This is a genomic window from Streptomyces fagopyri (genome assembly GCF_009498275.1).
In the GTDB taxonomy this organism is placed as follows: Bacteria; Actinomycetota; Actinomycetes; order Streptomycetales; family Streptomycetaceae; genus Streptomyces; species Streptomyces fagopyri.
Window position 1 is genome coordinate 3,306,507 of the sequence record NZ_CP045643.1, and the last position, 16,491, is coordinate 3,322,997.

Consider the following 16,491-nt stretch of genomic DNA (forward strand, 5'->3'; position numbering starts at 1 on the left):
CCGCTACCGGTAGCGGGTGCGCGGGGCTAGGCGGCACCCCGGTTTTCGTCACGCTCCGCGATTGCGGTGGTGAGGTCGTCGCGGACGATGCCGCGGCGGGTGGTGCGCTCTCCGTCGTCGGTGATCCCGGCCACGCCGGTCGTCTTGATGCCGTGCGGCTTGAGTGCTGAGGTGACGTTCTCGCCCTTCCAGCCGCCGTAGACCTCCGGCCGCAGCTCGGCGAGCCGGGCGGCGATCCGCTCGTTCCACACCCGCTTCTCCGAGACAGGGACGACAGCGGCGACGTCGGCGAGCAGGTCGTACGACGGACCGGCAGTGCTTTCGGCGTCCTCCCCGAGCGCGTGCCCGGACAGGGTTCCTTCGGCCTTGCGCAGGGCGAGAGCGCGCTGAGCGATGGCGTTGGTGGCCGGGTCGTCGAGGTAGGCGGTGCGGACCACGCTCGGCAGGGGGCCCGCTCCGGCGAGGTAGCCGTTGCCTGCGTCGATCTCCGGGCGGAACGCGGTGGCGCGCACGCCGTTCCGGTACGCGCTCGTGCCGAGGATCATGTCGTTCTCGACCTGGCCGGCGACCCTCAGGCAGAAGCGGATGGACACGTTGCCGCTGATCCCGGTCGGGAGCGAGTCCTTGTCCGGGCGCTGGGTGGCCAGGATCAGGATGACCCCGAGGGCGCGGCCGAGCTTGATGATGAACTCGGCATCCTCACCAGCCTGTTTGCCGTACTTGGGGTGGGCGAACAGGTTCTGGCACTCGTCGAACACGGCCAGCAGCGGCCACAGCTTCAGCGAGCGCTTGTCGGCGATGGTGCGGGTGATGCGCTTGTCCGGGCACAGGTCCCGCGGCAGCTTCTTGATCGCGGCCGCGCGGCGCATGACCTCGGCGCGCAGCAGGGTGAGGGAGTCGGCGGCGTACTTGATGGAGTCGTCGTCGATGCCGGAGACGAACCGGTGGCAGGTGCAGGCGAGGGCGTCCACGTCGCCGGTGCCTTTCAGCTCGTGCAGCCACATTTCCACCGACGGGTCCAGTGCCGCCCCGCAGGCCAGGACGCGGACGGAGGCGGTCTTGCCCTGGCCGGGCTGCGAGCCGATCAGCACGTTGTGCTGAATCATCGGCACCGACTGGCCACGGCCGCGCGGGTCCAGGCCGAACGGAATGCCCTTGAAGATGTCGTGGCGGCGGGCGGTGGCGAGCTGCCACTTGACGATGCCGGTCTTGGACAGGTCCCGATCCCCCACCCACAGGATCAGGCGTCCCTCGTGCTCGTTGGGGTCGGCGTCCGGCCACACGCACCCGAGCGGCCGGCGCAAACCGGAGGCCAGTCGGGCACGCCGGTCGGCCACGTCCGCGACCGTGACTCCGAGCGGCAGGTCAATGTCCGCGCGCCAGCCGGGGCCCTCGCGGGTGATGGGAGCGGCGAACTGGATGCCGTCCCTGCCCTTGGCGACCGCGCTCGCGATCTGGCCGATGCCGATGGAGGCCATGGCCTTGACCACGATGTCGCTGGTCAGCTTCTGTACCTCGGTCTTGATGACCGCCCGAGTCGTCAGCGGCGCGTCGGCCGGCGCCCCGGCCAGGCCGAAGCCGAGCACGGCCACCGCGGCGGCGATGACCTGCGTCATCGGCTCCGCGCCGTAGACCAAGAACAGGACCGTGCCCAGGGTGAAAAGGGAGCCGAGGACGGTGAGGATCATCCGCAGGCGGACGCGCCGGTCGCGCTGCCGCGAGAGCTTCAGGTACTCGTCGACCTGCTCGTTCGTGGCCGTGTACTGCCGCAGGGCCTCGCCCTCGGCGTCCACGGACCAACGCCCCACCCTGCCGAGGGTGTTGAGCAGGCCGCTCGGGGAGCGCCAGACGAGTTTGGGCAGGTAGACGAACGGGACGCGGACCGCGTGGAAAGCCACTGTGTGCCAGGCGTGCCCGGCCAGCCAGCCGAGCGCTTCCTTGAACTCCGCGGCCGACTTGAGCCAGGCGGGGAAGACGTCGAGTCGCTTGGAGTTCTTGATGCGGTCGATGACGCCGGGGCCGGACACGGTCGGCACCGTGCTGTCGACCAGCGTCGGCCGTCCGTCGGCAGACTCGGTCGGCTCCGGGTCGGCCGACTTCGACGGCCGGGAGTCGGCCGACGGGTCGGGGCTCGGGTCGGTCGACTCGCCGCGCGCGGTCCGGGCCTTGCCGAAGTCGACCACCTCGCCCCCGGACGGGGCTGCGGGGTCGGTCATTTCGGCTTCCATCCGGTTGAAGAGTTCGTTGTCGTCGTCGGGGTGTTTCACTGTCAGTTCCTTCTCTCGGGAGGGAAAGGGCGGGCCCGGCCGTCGCTGTAGGAGGTGGGCGGTCGGGCCAGCCGCGTGGGTCATGCGGCGCGCTGTTCCTCGGGGTAGGCGCAGGACACGCACGTTCCGAGCGAGGTCGGGATGACGTATCCGGCGTCCAACTGGCACTGCGGGCAGGTGCGGCGGGCGAGCATCGCCAGGGCGAGCGCGCCCCACTTGCGGGAGGTCATCGGCCGCACCGGGCGGGCGCGGTCGAGGCGGTAGAGGTAGGCGACCTGCACCCCGGACTTCCGGCCCCGGTGGCGACGCATCACCTGCGCAGCGATCGGCTGTCCACCCGGCCGCAGTCCGCGGTCCCGCAGCTGACGGCGGGTGGCGTAGCCGTGGGGGGCGAAGCGCCATGGGAAGGTGGGGACCCCGAACCGGGTGCCGCTGGGGTCGTAGCACTTGCTGAACGCCGTGGACATCAGGCCGCCACCCCCACAACTGGCGCGCCAGTACGGGCGCCGGTGCGTCCGGCACGCCGACCGGTGACCGTGGCAAACAGCCGCCCCAGCCCTGCACGGCGCAGTCCGGCGCGGGCCTGCTTGGCCGCGTACATCGCCTCATCCGCGCGCCGCAGCAGCCCGGACAGGTCGTCGTCGGGGAAGTCCGCGGCACGCACCCAGCCGAGCGAGACCGTGGTCCGCACGGCCGGGTCCTGGCCGTCGACCGGACGGGCGAGGACGCCGTGAAGGACGGCGAGGAGATCGCCGGCCGTGCCGTGATCGTCGATGACGACGGCGGCGAACTCGTCGCCCCCGAGCCGCCCGGCCACCCCGGAGCCCTGGACGTAGTGGGTGAGACGGTCGGCGGTCGCCTTCAACAGCGCGTCCCCGGCCGCATGCCCGAACGTGTCGTTGATCTGCTTGAAGCGGTCCACGTCGGCCAGCACCACCACCGCGCGCGGGTCCTTGAGCAGGACGGTGGCACGGCGGGTGAAGCCGTCCCGGGTCCGTAAGCCGGTCAGCGGGTCACGCCGCGCGGTGTTGAGACGGGCCCGCAGCCGCCACGCGTGGACAGCCCAGCCAGCGGCCGGCGGCAGTGCGGAGAGCAGGACGGTGACCGGGGTGTTCATGCCGCCGCCCCCTCGCCGCTCTCGCTGCCATCGGTGTCGTTGACGGGGTGCAGGCGTCGGCCGTCGGCGCGCTCGCTGAGCAGCAGGTCCCGCAGCACGCGGGAGTTCGCTGCCGAGCAGTGCAGCGTGGTCCGGATCGCCTCCGCGTTGATCGCGTCATCCGTCCACTCCGCCGTGGCCGTCCGCGCCTCCGCGAGCAGCTCCGCAGGGGTCCGCGGCGCCTTGGTGGTCTTGGCCTTGGTGGTGCGCTTGCGCGGCGGCTTCGGCGTCTCCTGTTTGGGCGGCTTCGGGCCCTGCGGAGGGGCGGGCGGGACGTCTTCGCTGGCCGGGGCCAGTTCCCCCAGCTTCAACAGCACCCGCTCGGGGCGGGGGGTCTTGGAGCGCCAGCGGCGGCCGTGCTGCTGCCGCAGCTGCGCGCGGGCCAACTGCCGCTCCCGCTCCCGTCCCAGCGCGTCCGTGTAGGAGGTGACCTCCCACAGCGTCATGCGGCGCCACAGGGCGAACGTGGACAGCGGGGCGAGCAGCCAGCGCGAGCGCCGGATCTTCTCCATCCGCCGGCCAGTGACAGCACCGATCCGGGAGGCGTAGACGTGCGCGGCAACCTCGGACAGGACCACCCACAGCAGCGGCATCGTGCCGTGCGCGAGCTTCGCGGACAGCGAGTGCCCGGCCGCGACGTTCAGCCAGCACGTCACCCCGGTCAGCGCCCACGGCACGAACCGCACCCAGCCCAACGGCATGTCCGTACGGATCAGCAGCAAGAAGGCTGCGGTGAACACGGGGATCGCCGTGTCGATACCCACAGGCAGCATCCACGGGGAGGTGAAGCCCCAGCGGGCCCCGGCCGTGGAAACGGCCTCGAAGGAAGAGGCCAGGCCCAGGCCACCGACGCCGGCCGCGAGCACGGCGACCGTGCCCAGCAGCGACAGTTCTGGGGTCGTCAGCGGCGGGACCGCGGGCCGCTCGCTCGTCTGCGTCGTGGTCGTCATGCGCTCTCACCGCCCTGCGAGGCCCGGAGCTGGGCCTCCATCAGTTCGGCTTCCACGTCCGTCACCTGGCCGTCGAGAATGCGCTGATAGACGGCCTCGCTCTCCAGGAACATGCGGCCCTCGAAGGTCGGGTCCTCGCTCATGCCGCCGCCCCCTTGCGCACCGAGCGACGGCCGGCGGGACGGGCCAGCGGAACGATGTTGAACAGCTCCGGCGCGTACGCCTCGATCGCCTCCGCGGCGATCCGGCTCACGTCGTCGGGCAGGTGCGGGTTGTCGGCGAGGATGTCGCGCGCCGCGTCCTCGCGGGCCGCGCGCTCTTCGTCCGTCTCGCCCTCCACCCCGAGCCACAACTCAACCGGGGTGCCGAGCGCCAGTTCCACAAAGTCGTCCGTGGTCAGGGCCTCATGGCCCGCCACGAACGTGCGCAACCTCGAACTACTCACAGATCTCTCCTGGGTCGGAGGAGCAGGGAGAACCCGGCGGCGGACGACCTTGCTGGGGAGTCCCGCCGCAGGGCGTGTTTGTGCAGGTCGAGACAGCCGTGGCTGCCCCATTCGGCATGCGATACATGCTTGAACGTGTATCTCACAGTGGCGCGCTCGATTGCGGCTGTCAAGTCAGTCGGGACTTTCGGGTTGCCCTGCGGCGTGACATCAGATTGCCGCTCATTGGTGGGACGAAGTCACCACGTCCCTGGACGACTTGGGACGTCCTCGTTAGCGTTCACTGAGTCATGCACGTCCCCAGACGTCCCCGGGAGTTGGGATGGCGAACGAACGCTTACGATCGGCGATGTTGACGAACGGCATCACGGTCGACGCCATGGCAACCCACATCGGAGTGGACCCGAAGACCGTCGAGCGCTGGATAACTCAGGACCGTGCGCCCTACCGGCGCCACCGCCTTGCCGTCGCCGCGTTCGTACGCGAAGACGAGGCATATCTCTGGCCGAACGGCCTTCCCGACGGCCAGCGTCAGGATGCTGCCGACGCCGAGGTCCTGAAGGTGTACCCACATCGCTCCTACGTTCCTTCGGATCTCTGGCTCCAGCTCTTCGGCCGCGCCGAGCGCGAGATAGGCGTACTCGTCCACGCGGGGGTCTTCCTCGCGGAGAACCCGCGTTGGCCCCAGCTGCTGAGGCTGAAGGCGTCGTCCGGCGTACGGGCCCGGATCCTGTTGGGCGACCCCAGCAGTCCGGAGATCCAGCGGCGGGGCGAAGAGGAGGAGATCGGCGAAGGCGTCGCCTACAAGGTGCGCGAGGTCATGAAGCTCTACCGTCCGCTGTACTCGGTCCCAGGCATCGAGTTCCGCAAGCACAGGTCAACTCTTCACAATTCGCTCTACCGCTCCGACGACGAGTGGCTGGTCAATACGCAGGTCTACGGCGTGAGCGCCCCTATGGCCCCGGTGCTCCACCTCCGTCGTGTAGCCGGCGCCGAGCTGGTCTCGACGTACCAACAGAGTTTCGAGAAAGTGTGGTCCGAAGCCGTCCCCATTGAAGGGTCCTCATGAGTCGTCGCACCGACTACTTCAACGATCCAGCCGCGCCGAAAGCCAACAGCATCGTGCCCGCGGTAACCGCGTTCGTCGTGAACGACGCAGGCGACGTACTCCTAGAGCAACGTTCGGACAACGGGCGCTGGGGCATGCCCGGTGGCGTTCAGGAAGTCGGGGAGAACATCGCCAGTACTGTCGTCCGGGAGGTCCTGGAGGAGACAGGGATTCACGTCAAAGTGGTCGGCTTGGTCGGCATCTTCACCGACCCCGGTCACGTCATCGCCTTCGCGGACGGAGAGGTGCGTCAGGAGTTCTCGCTCTGTTTCCGAGCCAGGCCGATCGGCGGCGAGATCAAGGTGAGTGCGGAGTCATTCGCCGTGCAGTGGTTCCGGCGAGCAGAACTCGACTCTCTCGACGTCTCACCAACGACACGCCGACGCCTCGAAGAGGGGTTCCGCGACGCCGAGGTCCCGTTAATCAGTTGAGCTTCGTCTCCATCGCCTCGGCACGGCGCCGTACTCGGGCCACCCTGGCCATAAGCTCGGGTCGAGCCTCGGACACCGCCCGGAAGACGACGTGTTCAGGACCGTACCGCTCTAGAACTTCTGAGAGCCGCTCGGCAGGGTCCACGAGGTCTCCAGTCGGAGTACTGGTCAGGTCACAATAGGTGATCGCGTCTACCAACTCCGGTTCGGCGGGCCCGAACTCGGCGAGCGCATCATCCAGACCGAGTTGAGATGCCTCCCACGAAGAGGACGTGTGGAAGGCCACCACGCTGCACAGCCGCGGGTCGGCCACTACAACGTCGCGCAAATACCGAGCCCCGTCGATCATGTGCTGTCCGGTATCCACAGCGTCCCTGGCATATCCGATGTCGTGCACAATGGCAGCAGCGGCCAGCAGTTCGGCGTCCCGGCCCAACGTCGGCGCGAGCGCCAGTGCCTGGGAGTGAACCCTCTTGGAGTGGGCCCACCGCCGCGGCAAGCTGTCAGCCAACATCGACTCAGCAAGGTCGTGGGCCCACTTGACCAGGCGCATCTTCTACTGCCTTCTGGGAGATTGGGAGTTCAAGAAGGGGACCTGACGAACCGACCTACGCCCTGCCGCGCCTCAACGTGGCCGGCGGTCTCCAGCTCATGCACGGCGCGGCGAATCGTGCCACGAGACACCCCGTACCTCTCTACGAGAGTGGCTTCACTCGGGAGTCGCGCTCCAGCAGGCAGGTCGCCATTCCGGATCTGCTTCAACAGGTCGACCATGATCCGTTCGTACGGGGCATTCCCAGCTGTCCTGGCGACAATGCGGCCAACGCCGGCAACGGTCTTGATGTCCCCCGCTTCTTCAAGGGCATGCAGCGCGCGCCGAACCGTCGTACGAGCCACCTCGAACTCGCGTCCGATCTCGGCCTCCGACGGCATCCCGTCCGCGTAGGTTCCAGCGGCGATCCGCTCGCGCAATGCCTGAGAGATCACCTGATACGTCCCGCGAGGGCTGGGGCTCGGCACGCGTTCCTCCTTCGGACACCGTCGCGTTCAAGCTTCCCACGGACACCCTTGCTGGTGGTGTCCCGACTGTCCGACTGTCCGACTATGGCTCTCACCTGCACTAACGCGCCGGACAGCTCGAGGTACGGCTGTCCGGGCTGTCCGGTCGCAGAAGCTGCAGCACCCGGGGTGCTGCAGCCCGTCGGCGACCTCTCAATGGGCGTAGGAGCCAGAGGCGACTTCAGATCTGACCTGCGCGACGGTGGGGAACTGAAATTTTCCCCACCCGATCAAGACACCCGGCGTCATTCACGCTCCGCCGGGCACGCGGCCCGCGCCCGGCCGCGCCCAAGCTCCTGGCTCCGTCCCGCTCGGCACGGCCGTCCGCCGCCGCGCGCCCACACGTGGATAGGCGCGAAGGCATGGAGCGAGACCCGAGGCGGGGCCGGTCGGTCGCCAGAATCAGCCGTGCCACCGCAGGGCCGCGGGTTCCTCTTGGTATACCTCAGCAGCCCACCGGACCGGGCGGACACAGCGGCAGTGTGGCGGTTCAACTCCGTCGTTCATTCGCGGGTGGGGATGGCTTCGAGGAGGTTGGGGACGCCGCAGGCTGTGGCGAGGAGGTCTGCGTATGCGGTGAGGAGCTGGCGGGTGTCGCGCAGGGCGGTGCGGAGTTGGTCGGATTGGGGCCAGGCCAGCTCGTGGTCGCGTCGAGAGCGGTCGACGGGCCGGCGGTGTTCCCAGTCCTCCAGAGCGGGGTGCCAGCGGGCCAGTAGCGGGCGCACCCCGTAGTTGAGCATCGCCACAGCCAGGTAGCCGAAGTTGTACTGTCCGTCCCGTTTCGGTTCAGCAATCTCAGGTCCATGCCGGCGCAGGATCTCCCGCGTGGTTCCGAATAGCGAATACAGACTGCTCAGCGCCTCCCGGAGCAGCCCTTCGTCTTGCCGGAGTGGTACGACAGAGACCCGGGTGACGAGTTCGACGTAGAGCTCCCACGCGGCACGCCGCTCCACATTGTTCGGCTCCCAGCTACCGGAGACCTCTACTCCCGGCAGTTTCAGGGTTACGTCCACACTCTTCGGACTCCGCACTGACCCCACCCCTCCCGATTTCACCTATCCCCTGTCCGCCCCAGGCTATAGGCGGGATCATGGCCACTGCGTGACAAAGGACCACGATCGCCTAGGGACGGGGGGCAAGAGTGACCGACTACGCCCAGCAGTTCTTCATCAGCTACGCGGGCACCGACCGGGGCTGGGCCGAATGGGCCGGCTGGCACCTGGAGCAGGCCGGCCACCAGGTCACCCTGGACATCTGGGATTGGCGCACCGGGGACAACCTGGTCCAGCGCATGGATGAGGCACTGGAGGGCGCCGATGCGGTGATCGCCCTGTTCTCCGCCTCCTACTTCGAGGATGAACGCTGGACTACCGAGGAGTGGACTGCCGCCGTTGCGCATCGCGACCGCCTCATCCCCCTTGCCCTTGAGCCCCTCGCTACCAAGGATCTTCCCCGCATCCTGGCCGCCAAGCTCCGCAAGGACCTACATGGCCTAGATGAAGCCGCCGCCCTGGCCGCACTGCGCGAGGCCGTCAACAGCGGCAGCCGCCCCACTGCCCCGCCGCCCTTTCCCGGCACCATCCCGGTCACAGCCACCACTCCAGTTGCAGGCCAGGGCAAGCCACGTCTGCCCGGAAGCACTGGGCAGCCCGAAGTGTGGAGTGTGCGACGGCGCAATCCCGATTTCGCCGGCCGCGAAGCCGAGATCGCCCGCCTGCGCGAAAGGCTCGTGAAGGAAGGCAGGGCCGTTCCCCAGGTCCTGCACGGCATGGGCGGGGTCGGCAAGACCCAGCTCGCCCTGGAGTACGCCCACCGCTTCGCCGGCCAGTACGACCTAGTGTGGTGGATCGACGCCGAACAGCCCGCCGAGATGCCCGTCCGCTACACCGAAATTGCTACCCGCCTGGGCATCGCCAAACCCGAGGCCGGCGCCGAAGCCAACGCCCGCGCCATGCTCACCCATCTCGACGTCCGCGACCGTTGGTTGCTCATCCTCGACAACGCCGAAGACCCCGACCAGATCGAACCCTGGCTCGCCCAAGGCTCCGGCCACACTCTGATCACCTCACGCAACCCGAACTGGGCCGGCACTGCCCGCACCACTCCACTGAACGTCTTCGCCCGCACCGACTCCGTCACCTATCTGCAGGGTCGAGTCAGCGGCATGAGCGATGAGCAGGCCAACACCCTCGCGGCGGACCTCGGCGACCTCCCCCTCGCCCTCGCACAAGCCGCCGGCGTCATCGCCAACGGCGGCATGAGCTTGGACCGCTACCGCCAACTCCTGACCACGAACACGACTCAGATCCTGAAGAAAGGCGGCGCCCCTGGCTACCCCGCATCGGTTGAAGCTACCGTCACCATCGCCACCAACCGCCTCACCGACGATCACCCCGCTGCGGTTGCCCTCCTCCACCTCGTTGCCCTCCTCGGCCCCGAACCCATTCAAAACAGTTGGCTGGAGACCGTCCGGCCCCTACTGACTACGATCCCCGGCGACCCCGACGACCCCATGTGGCTCCACGACGCGCTAAGCCCCCTCAGCCGTTATGGCCTCGCCCGCACCGAGTCCGAGAGCTTCCAGATCCACCGCCTCACGCAAGCCGTCCTGCGCGACCAAACCCGCCCAGACCAATCCGTGGCCATCCGCAACGACGCCACCACCCTCCTTGCCGCCGTCAACCCCGGCGACCCCCAGAGCCCGGACTCCTGGCCTAGCTGGGCAGCTCTCACCCCCCACCTCGCTGCAGTCCACCTCGCCACCACCGAGCAACCTGAACTGCGGCCAACGGTCCTCGACGCCGCCCACTACCTAATCAGAAGCGGCCAGACACGCACCGCCCGCGACCTCACCGCCGCAGCTCACAACGCCTGGTCGACCGATCTGGGACAGGATCACCCGGACACCCTCACTGCCGCGCAGTACCTCGGCCACGCCACCGCCGACCTCGGCAACACCAACGCGGCCCGCCCCATCATCGAGGACACCCTCGCCCGTCGGCGCCGCACCCTCGGCGACGACCACCCCGACACCCTCCAATCCGCAAACGATCTCGCCAGCGCCCTGTCCCGCCTCGGCGAGTACGCCGGAAACCTCTACCTCTTCGAGGACATCCTCGCCCGTCGGCGCCGCACCCTCGGCGACGACCACCCCAACACCCTCCAATCCGCCCACAGCCTCGCCATCACCCTGCACAACCTCGGCGAGCACGCCGAAGCCCGCCGCATCATCGAGGACACCCTCGCCCGCGGGCGCCGCACCCTCGGCGACGACCACCCCACCACCCTCCAAGCCGCCCACAGCCTCGCCGTCAACCTGCACGTCGCCGGCGAGTACGCCGAAGCCCGCCGCATCCACGAGGACACCCTCGCCCGCGGGCGCCGCACCCTCGGCGACGACCACCCCACCACCTACCAATCCGCCAACGAACACGCCACCACCCTGCACGCCCTTGGCGAGTACGCCGAAGCCCGCCGCGTCATCGAGGACACCCTCGCCCGCGGGCGCCGCACCCTCGGCGACGACCACCCCACCACCCTCGACTCCGCCAACGGCCTCGCCACCATCCTGCACAGCCTCGGCGAGTACGCCGAAGCCCGCCGCATCCACGAGGACACCCTCGCCCGCCGGCGCCGCACCCTCGGCGACGACCACCCCGAAACCCTCCAATCCGCCAACGGCCTCGCCAACACCCTGCACGGCCTCGGCGGGTACGCCGAAGGCCGCCGCATCATCGAGGACACCCTCGCCCGCGGGCGCCGCATCTTCGGCGACGACCACCCCAACACCCTCGCCTCCGCCAACGGCCTCGCCACCATCCTGCACAGCCTCGGCGAGTACGCCGAAGCCCGCCGCATCCACGAGGACACCCTCGCCCGCCGGCGCCACACCCTCGGCGACGACCACCCCAACACCCTCAACTCCGCTCACAGCCTCGCCGTCACTCTGCACGCCCTGCACCAATACACGACAGCGGCTCAACTCCTAGACGACGTGCGCAATCGTCGGCGCCGCAGCCTCGGCAACGATCACCCCGCCACCGCACGCGCCACGCGAGACCTGGCCAAGGTGCTAAGCACAATGGGAAGGCAATTCGAGGCCCAACGGTTGCTGGCCCCACAGAAGCGGAAGAAGTCACGCTTTGGCCGCAAGCGCCGGTAACCCCGAACCAGCCAGCGGGCAGGCACACTCAGACGATCCTACTGAGTCCCCTGGGGAGCATCGATGTACACGCGCGCCTGGTCGGCCGACGCACCCACTGGCCGTCGCAGTGCCGCGAGCAGCAAGTTGCAGGCGCCACAGCTCCGAGTCGCAGGAGATGTCCGGGCGGTCCGGTCACAGAGGGCTGCAACACCCCGGGGTGTTGCAGCCCGTCGGCGAAGCCGACCTTTCAATCGAGGCAGGCGCCGGAGGCGCCTTCCGACTTCGCACTATCTGCGATACGGGAGGGCACCAGGCAGCTCCTGGGATCAGGAAAACCACTGGTCAGAGCCAAGATGCAAGCCGAACTCTGATTGTGCTCCGGAGCCGTGTGCGCAGGTTCGAATCCTGCCGGGGGCACCCCTCATGAGGTGCCCAAAGACCCCGTCACCAGCGGAAACGCTGAGGCCGGGGTCTTCGCGTATGTGCAGCCGGATGCCGCCCGGAGCGGCCGTATGTCGGGGTCTGTGGACGAGGCGTGGACGGGATCTTGGGACGTTGCCGCAGATGAGGACCTGGAAACGGGGAACGCCTGCCAGCGCATGCAGTCGGCCCCACCGGGTGGAGATCATGGATGCCGCCGACGCAGGCAACGCTGGCGTCTCGCGAAAAGGACGCGTTAGCGAGGGGCGAATCTCCGGTCGAACGGGAGCGGCTAGCGGACCGCACACGCACTGTGGCCAACTCCCCTTCCCCATGTGGCTGTTCGTCTGACAACACGCCGATCTAACAGGTTCGCGACGTTTAGACTCCCGTCCGAGGGGCGAGCCACGGACCATACGGAGGACAAAAATGAGCGCGAGCGGGACCCGCACTTGCTCTTGGTGCGGCGAGGAAGGGCACGACAGACGGTCGTGCGACGTATCTCCCAACGCTGGGAAGTGCAGCGTGTGCGACTACCGCGGGCATGACAAACGCAACTGCCCACGCAAGTGAGTGAGCCGCACCGTAGGTGCGGCTCGAAACGAGAAGGCCCCAGACGATATGCCTGGGGCCTCAGTCTCGGGGGCGGGACATCTCACTCGTATTCACGCAGCAGGTCCTCGATACGCCGGTTGGCGACGTCCTGCCGCCCGTCGAGGCACTTCGCATAGCGAGTCAGCAGGACTTCGACACTGTTGCCGGCGCGCTCGGCCACCTCTGTGGGGTCGACCCCCGCGTTGAGCCACGTCGACAGTGCTGAGTGCCGCAGGTCGTACGGCCGACTCGCGAGCGGCGAGGACGCCACGGCCGGCGGGAGCGCGAGGAGACGGGCCTCCTGCCACACGCGGTAGTACGTCGAGGACGGGACTACCGAACCCTTCTCACTGAAGAAGAGTCGGCCGTCGTCCGCGGTGCCGAAGGTAGCCAGGTGCTCGCGGAGTGCGGAGACGAGGTGGGGTGGTATCGGCACTCGCCTGACGTCCTCAACCGGCCGGTTCTTCAGACCGCGGTCGTCGTGAGTCTCCCCCGTGTCGGTCCACTGCTTGCCGACCGACGGACGTGTCCGGTGGAGCAGCGCCGCTCCCCAGCCCTGTTCGGGGAGGCTCAGGTCCGTCTCGACGAGGCCGATCGCTTCAGCCGGCCGGAGACCGCCGAAGTACATCGCAGCGAAGAGGCCCACCAGGCGCCGACCACGGGCCCGCCGGTAGCCGCCCACGTAGGAGACGGCCGCCAGGAGATTCCGAGCCTGCTCGGGGTTCGCGACAACGCGAGGATCGACCTGGTTGGAGACCTTCGGCTTCTGCCAGCGGACGGCCGTGATCGGGTTCTCGCGCAGCTCCCCCAGGTCGACCGCATAGTTGGCAGCGTTGACAAGGGTCCGCCGTTTACGCCGCACGGTCTCGGCTGCCGCGGCCGTGCCGTCGAGCTTGAGCTTCAGCGAGTCCAGCACCGCACGCGCCGTGGCCGGTTCAGCGAGATCGGTCAGCGGTCGCGATGCCTTCGACACCCAGTGAAGGACGTTCCGCACGTCGTCCGGGACGTCTCGATCACCAGGCCCTGGCAGGACGAAAGCCCAATTGCGGAGCGCTTGGCGGATGGCCCGATCGGACGGCCGTCCAGCCCGCTCGTCGAGGAGCTCCACGGTCACGCTGGTAAGCGATTCGTTGATGCCGTTGCGCGTATTGGGGGCGGCGTGGGGCCATTTCATGGCGAGGTACCGCAGGGCGAAGTCGTACCAGGACACAGCCGACTTCTTCGGTTCCATCGAGTCCGGAAGCCCGGACGCCTGGTCGAATTCCTCGCCGTCGCGCATCGCCCGCATCAGCTTCGAGCGGTAGTGATCGGCGAGTGCCTTCGTCCGGAACGAGTCGGAGAAGACATTGCCCGCCACGGACCAGCGAACGCCGTACGAGGGCGTCTTCGTGTCACGCTTCCGAACGGCCCAGACCTTCACGTCAAGAGACTTCACGCCGCGGCCTCCAGCTCTCGCAGCCACGTGGAGAAGTCACTTCGCCACACCCGGAGCTCCCCGTTGGGCAGCTTGAATGCGGCCGGCCCATGCCCCAACTCACGCCAGCGATAGAACGTCCGGCGAGAAACCCCACCCAGCTCGTTCAGGACCTGGCGCACGGTCATCAGCTCATCGCGTTGCGGATTCACGTCGGCTCTCCTTCCGTACCGAGGGCGGGTTCGAGGGACGCGGACAGCCAGGCTTCGGCGGCCGAGAGGCCGGTTCCGGCGAAGGCCCAGTGCGCGAGGACGTACGTCGTCTCGGGCTCGCGCTCAGGCTGCGCGGCCGCGGCTTGGGCTCGGCGCCAGTCGGCGCGGGCCGTGCGGAGGGCTCCGAGGGTGGTGGAGTAGCGGCGTGACTTGGTGGAGAAGTGGCCGCGGAAGCCGAGCATGTGGGCCCAGGCGCGTAAGCGGAGGTGTTCCAGGTCCTTGCGGGCGCCGAGGGTCCACGCGGTGCGGATCAGGCGGCGGGCGTGTTCGGTGAGGCTGGCTTGGGCCAGCTCGGCGAGGAACCTGAGCGGGCGGTCGAGGGTGCCGGTCGTGGTCTCGGCGCCCTTGGTGGCGTACTTCGCGATGTACGACGCGACGGCCCGGTCGGTGAGCTCCTGGCCGTCGTCGAAGTCGGCGGAGCGGATCGGGCGCACGTCGAGTTGCCGGCCGAAGACGAAGGAGTGCTGACGGTCGTCGACTTCCGGCCCGTCGACGCGGGTGGCGGTCGCTGCGGCGCGAATGGCGTCGGTCAGCAGGTCGGCAGTCGCCCATGCCGGAGGCGTGGTGTCACCGCCCTCGGGGCCGTCCAGGCGGATGACCGCGTGGAAGTGGACCGCGCCGCGCTTCTGGTACTCGGCCACTTTCGCGAAGGAGACGCGGGCGTGATGGCGAAGGGCTCGTTGGGTGAGGCCGGCGCGCTTGGCGACCTCGCGGCGGAGGTAGATCGAGAAGCGACGCCAGAGGGCTCCGGCATGTGCGTTCCAGAGAACGGCCGCTTCGTAGTCGTAGGAGTCGGGAGTGAGCGGCGTCCCCAGGGCCGGGTCCTGGTGGTCGTGGTGCGTGCCGCAGCGGCAGGCCCGGCCGCCTGTGGGGCGGTTGTGGACGGGGCCGAAGCCGGGTGCGGTGAAGGTGGCGAAGACGCGTGGGTGTGTGGCGACCTGGTCCGAAGTGCCCTTGCCGCCGCGGAGTCCCGCGGTGATCAGGTGGAAGGTGTCGCGGCGGTAGGTCTCGGCACAGGCCGGGCAGCGGGTCGCGCGTCGGTTGTTGCAGCGGACGAGGAGGTTGCCGGCTGGGAGGGCGGTCGAGTCGAGGTGGTGCAGGGCAGGGCCGATCTCGCCGGTCGTGGTGTCGACCGAGTACTCGGTGCGGTGACCGTCGAGGCGGACAGGGTGAGTGCAACCACCCAAGGTGGACAGCTGGCGGGCCAGTTCGGGCAGAGTGCCTATGGAGGCCAGCGTGGAGAGTTCCGCCAGCGGGGGCGGAGTCTGCCGGGTGATGATGAGAGTTCCTTTCGGCTGTTTCGGTGGCTGGGAGGGACGGCCCCGGGGCGGCGGGATGCTTGGCGGCTTGTTGCCGCCCCGGCGGCCGGTCAGCGCTTGTTCGCGCCAGTGACCAGGGAGCGCAGGACCACGGCGGCGATGGCCACGGACACAGCCGTGACGGCGACGACGGCGAGGAGCGCGGTCAGGACGACTCCGACGACGACCACCGCGGCGACCGCGCCCACGTACGGGCTCAGGGAGTGGCGGCCGGCGGAGGGTGCCGGGGTGTGGGTGTGGTGCGGGCTCAGCGCGTTCGAGCCGGGCAGCGTCGGGACGTCGGGCAGCTTGGGGCGGAACACGGCGGGTCTCCTTCTCAGTCGTGGGTACCGTTGACGACGTCGACACCGGAGCGGGTGCCGGAGTCGATGACCGGGGCGAGGAAGGTCCTGGAGAGCAGGAAGCCGAACAGGGCGATCACGACGACGATCCAGACGCGGACGCCCAGGAACTTGATCGCGGCCCAGGCGATGAGCCCCAGGACGAGGACGAGCGGCAGCGAGACGGTCATGGGAGCTCCCTCAGCGGGTCGCGCAGCGGTGGGTGCGCGCGGCCAGTTCGGCGGCGGCGCGGCTGTCGTAGTCGGTGCAGAAGCCGCAGCGCGGTGCGGTGCAGGCGGCGGCGTGCTTCTCGCGGCCCCGGGCGTCGTAGTACGTGGCCACCTGGACGGGGCCGATGCGGACGACTCGGCGAAAGCGCGGGTTCGCGGGCATCAGTCGGTTCCCTTCCTGTTCTCTCGGGTGAAGTCGGCGACGTGGCTGACCAGCCAGGCCTTGATCTCCTCGCCCTCGTAGAAGTCGGCGGCGAGGATGACCGGCTCGGCGATCAACATGGCTTCGGTGAGCCGGTTCTGTCGGGTGAGCTCGGCTGCGCGGTTCAGCGCGCGGAGCGTGGACGGGCGCACGGTGGAAT

Annotated in this window: 19 protein-coding genes; 3 read left to right on the forward strand and 16 right to left on the reverse strand. The window is 68.9% G+C overall.

The genetic code is table 11. The features are described 5' to 3' along the window. Positions 1-26: 26 nt before the first annotated feature. The 6 genes from GFH48_RS14030 to GFH48_RS14055 form a co-directional block, all read right to left on the reverse strand. Entirely contained in the window at positions 27-2,267 is a 2,241-nt protein-coding gene (locus tag GFH48_RS14030; RefSeq protein WP_194280583.1) for a cell division protein FtsK, read from the reverse strand. 80 nt (positions 2,268-2,347) lie between these two features. Then, complete coding sequence (locus GFH48_RS14035; RefSeq protein WP_153288599.1) at positions 2,348-2,734, reverse strand: RRQRL motif-containing zinc-binding protein; 387 nt, start codon at positions 2,732-2,734, stop codon at positions 2,348-2,350. Further along, positions 2,734-3,384 carry a GGDEF domain-containing protein gene (locus GFH48_RS14040; RefSeq protein ID WP_153288600.1) on the reverse strand — a complete coding sequence of 217 codons (651 nt, stop codon included), beginning with the start codon at positions 3,382-3,384 and terminating at the stop codon, positions 2,734-2,736. Before GFH48_RS14040 ends, GFH48_RS14035 begins: the two co-directional genes overlap by 1 nt. Then, on the reverse strand, positions 3,381-4,373 hold the full coding sequence (locus GFH48_RS14045; protein ID WP_153288601.1) for a DUF2637 domain-containing protein: 993 nt from the start codon (positions 4,371-4,373) through the stop codon (positions 3,381-3,383). Before GFH48_RS14045 ends, GFH48_RS14040 begins: the two co-directional genes overlap by 4 nt. Beyond that, positions 4,370-4,516: a hypothetical protein gene (locus GFH48_RS14050; RefSeq protein ID WP_153288602.1), complete on the reverse strand. Its 147-nt coding sequence runs from the start codon at positions 4,514-4,516 to the stop codon at positions 4,370-4,372. The genes GFH48_RS14045 and GFH48_RS14050 overlap by 4 nt, the downstream gene beginning before the upstream one ends. After that, positions 4,513-4,818: a hypothetical protein gene (locus GFH48_RS14055; RefSeq protein ID WP_407698629.1), complete on the reverse strand. Its 306-nt coding sequence runs from the start codon at positions 4,816-4,818 to the stop codon at positions 4,513-4,515. The genes GFH48_RS14050 and GFH48_RS14055 overlap by 4 nt, the downstream gene beginning before the upstream one ends. Before the next feature lie 322 nt (positions 4,819-5,140). Between GFH48_RS14055 and GFH48_RS14060 the strand changes: the two genes are divergently transcribed. Together GFH48_RS14060 and GFH48_RS14065 are read left to right on the forward strand one after the other, a co-directional pair. Beyond that, positions 5,141-5,887 (forward strand): helix-turn-helix transcriptional regulator, encoded by a 747-nt coding sequence (locus GFH48_RS14060; RefSeq protein WP_153288603.1) that lies wholly within the window; start codon positions 5,141-5,143, stop codon positions 5,885-5,887. Continuing rightward, a complete protein-coding gene (locus GFH48_RS14065) occupies positions 5,884-6,357 on the forward strand; it encodes an NUDIX domain-containing protein (RefSeq protein ID WP_153288604.1) in 474 nt (157 codons plus the stop codon). The genes GFH48_RS14060 and GFH48_RS14065 overlap by 4 nt, the downstream gene beginning before the upstream one ends. On the opposite strand, the gene GFH48_RS14070 is transcribed toward GFH48_RS14065, so the two are convergent. From GFH48_RS14070 to GFH48_RS14080, 3 genes are all read right to left on the reverse strand, one after another. Continuing rightward, the gene (locus GFH48_RS14070; RefSeq protein ID WP_153288605.1) at positions 6,350-6,910 is read right to left on the reverse strand and encodes an HD domain-containing protein; all 561 of its coding nucleotides are present in this window, start codon (positions 6,908-6,910) and stop codon (positions 6,350-6,352) included. The two genes, GFH48_RS14065 and GFH48_RS14070, sit on opposite strands and share 8 nt — an antisense overlap. 29 nt (positions 6,911-6,939) lie before the next feature. Further along, positions 6,940-7,377 carry a GntR family transcriptional regulator gene (locus GFH48_RS14075; protein ID WP_153288606.1) on the reverse strand — a complete coding sequence of 146 codons (438 nt, stop codon included), beginning with the start codon at positions 7,375-7,377 and terminating at the stop codon, positions 6,940-6,942. Positions 7,378-7,919: 542 nt separating this feature from the next. After that, complete coding sequence (locus tag GFH48_RS14080; RefSeq protein ID WP_228120568.1) at positions 7,920-8,429, reverse strand: hypothetical protein; 510 nt, start codon at positions 8,427-8,429, stop codon at positions 7,920-7,922. A 128-nt stretch (positions 8,430-8,557) separates the two neighbouring features. On the opposite strand from GFH48_RS14080, the gene fxsT reads away from it, so the two are divergent. Next, positions 8,558-11,578 carry an FxSxx-COOH system tetratricopeptide repeat protein gene (fxsT, locus tag GFH48_RS14085; protein ID WP_153288608.1) on the forward strand — a complete coding sequence of 1,007 codons (3,021 nt, stop codon included), beginning with the start codon at positions 8,558-8,560 and terminating at the stop codon, positions 11,576-11,578. 1,057 nt (positions 11,579-12,635) lie between these two features. On the opposite strand, the gene GFH48_RS14090 is transcribed toward fxsT, so the two are convergent. The 7 genes from GFH48_RS14090 to GFH48_RS14120 all read right to left on the reverse strand — a co-directional run bounded on the left by GFH48_RS14090 (position 12,636) and on the right by GFH48_RS14120 (position 16,483). Further along, a complete protein-coding gene (locus tag GFH48_RS14090) occupies positions 12,636-14,009 on the reverse strand; it encodes a tyrosine-type recombinase/integrase (RefSeq protein ID WP_153288609.1) in 1,374 nt (457 codons plus the stop codon). After that, complete coding sequence (locus GFH48_RS14095) at positions 14,006-14,176, reverse strand: helix-turn-helix transcriptional regulator (protein WP_028805806.1); 171 nt, start codon at positions 14,174-14,176, stop codon at positions 14,006-14,008. The genes GFH48_RS14090 and GFH48_RS14095 overlap by 4 nt, the downstream gene beginning before the upstream one ends. 20 nt (positions 14,177-14,196) lie before the next feature. Then, a complete protein-coding gene (locus GFH48_RS14100; RefSeq protein ID WP_153292899.1) occupies positions 14,197-15,513 on the reverse strand; it encodes a replication initiator in 1,317 nt (438 codons plus the stop codon). A gap of 116 nt (positions 15,514-15,629) precedes the next feature. After that, positions 15,630-15,881 (reverse strand): SpdD protein, encoded by a 252-nt coding sequence (locus tag GFH48_RS14105; protein WP_153292900.1) that lies wholly within the window; start codon positions 15,879-15,881, stop codon positions 15,630-15,632. 14 nt (positions 15,882-15,895) lie between these two features. Further along, complete coding sequence (locus GFH48_RS14110) at positions 15,896-16,090, reverse strand: hypothetical protein (protein ID WP_153288610.1); 195 nt, start codon at positions 16,088-16,090, stop codon at positions 15,896-15,898. 10 nt (positions 16,091-16,100) lie between these two features. Further along, the gene (locus GFH48_RS14115; RefSeq protein ID WP_153288611.1) at positions 16,101-16,292 is read right to left on the reverse strand and encodes a mobile element transfer protein; all 192 of its coding nucleotides are present in this window, start codon (positions 16,290-16,292) and stop codon (positions 16,101-16,103) included. After that, positions 16,292-16,483, reverse strand: a complete 192-nt coding sequence (locus GFH48_RS14120; RefSeq protein ID WP_153288612.1) for a hypothetical protein — start codon at positions 16,481-16,483, stop codon at positions 16,292-16,294. The genes GFH48_RS14115 and GFH48_RS14120 overlap by 1 nt, the downstream gene beginning before the upstream one ends. Positions 16,484-16,491 lie beyond the last annotated feature (8 nt).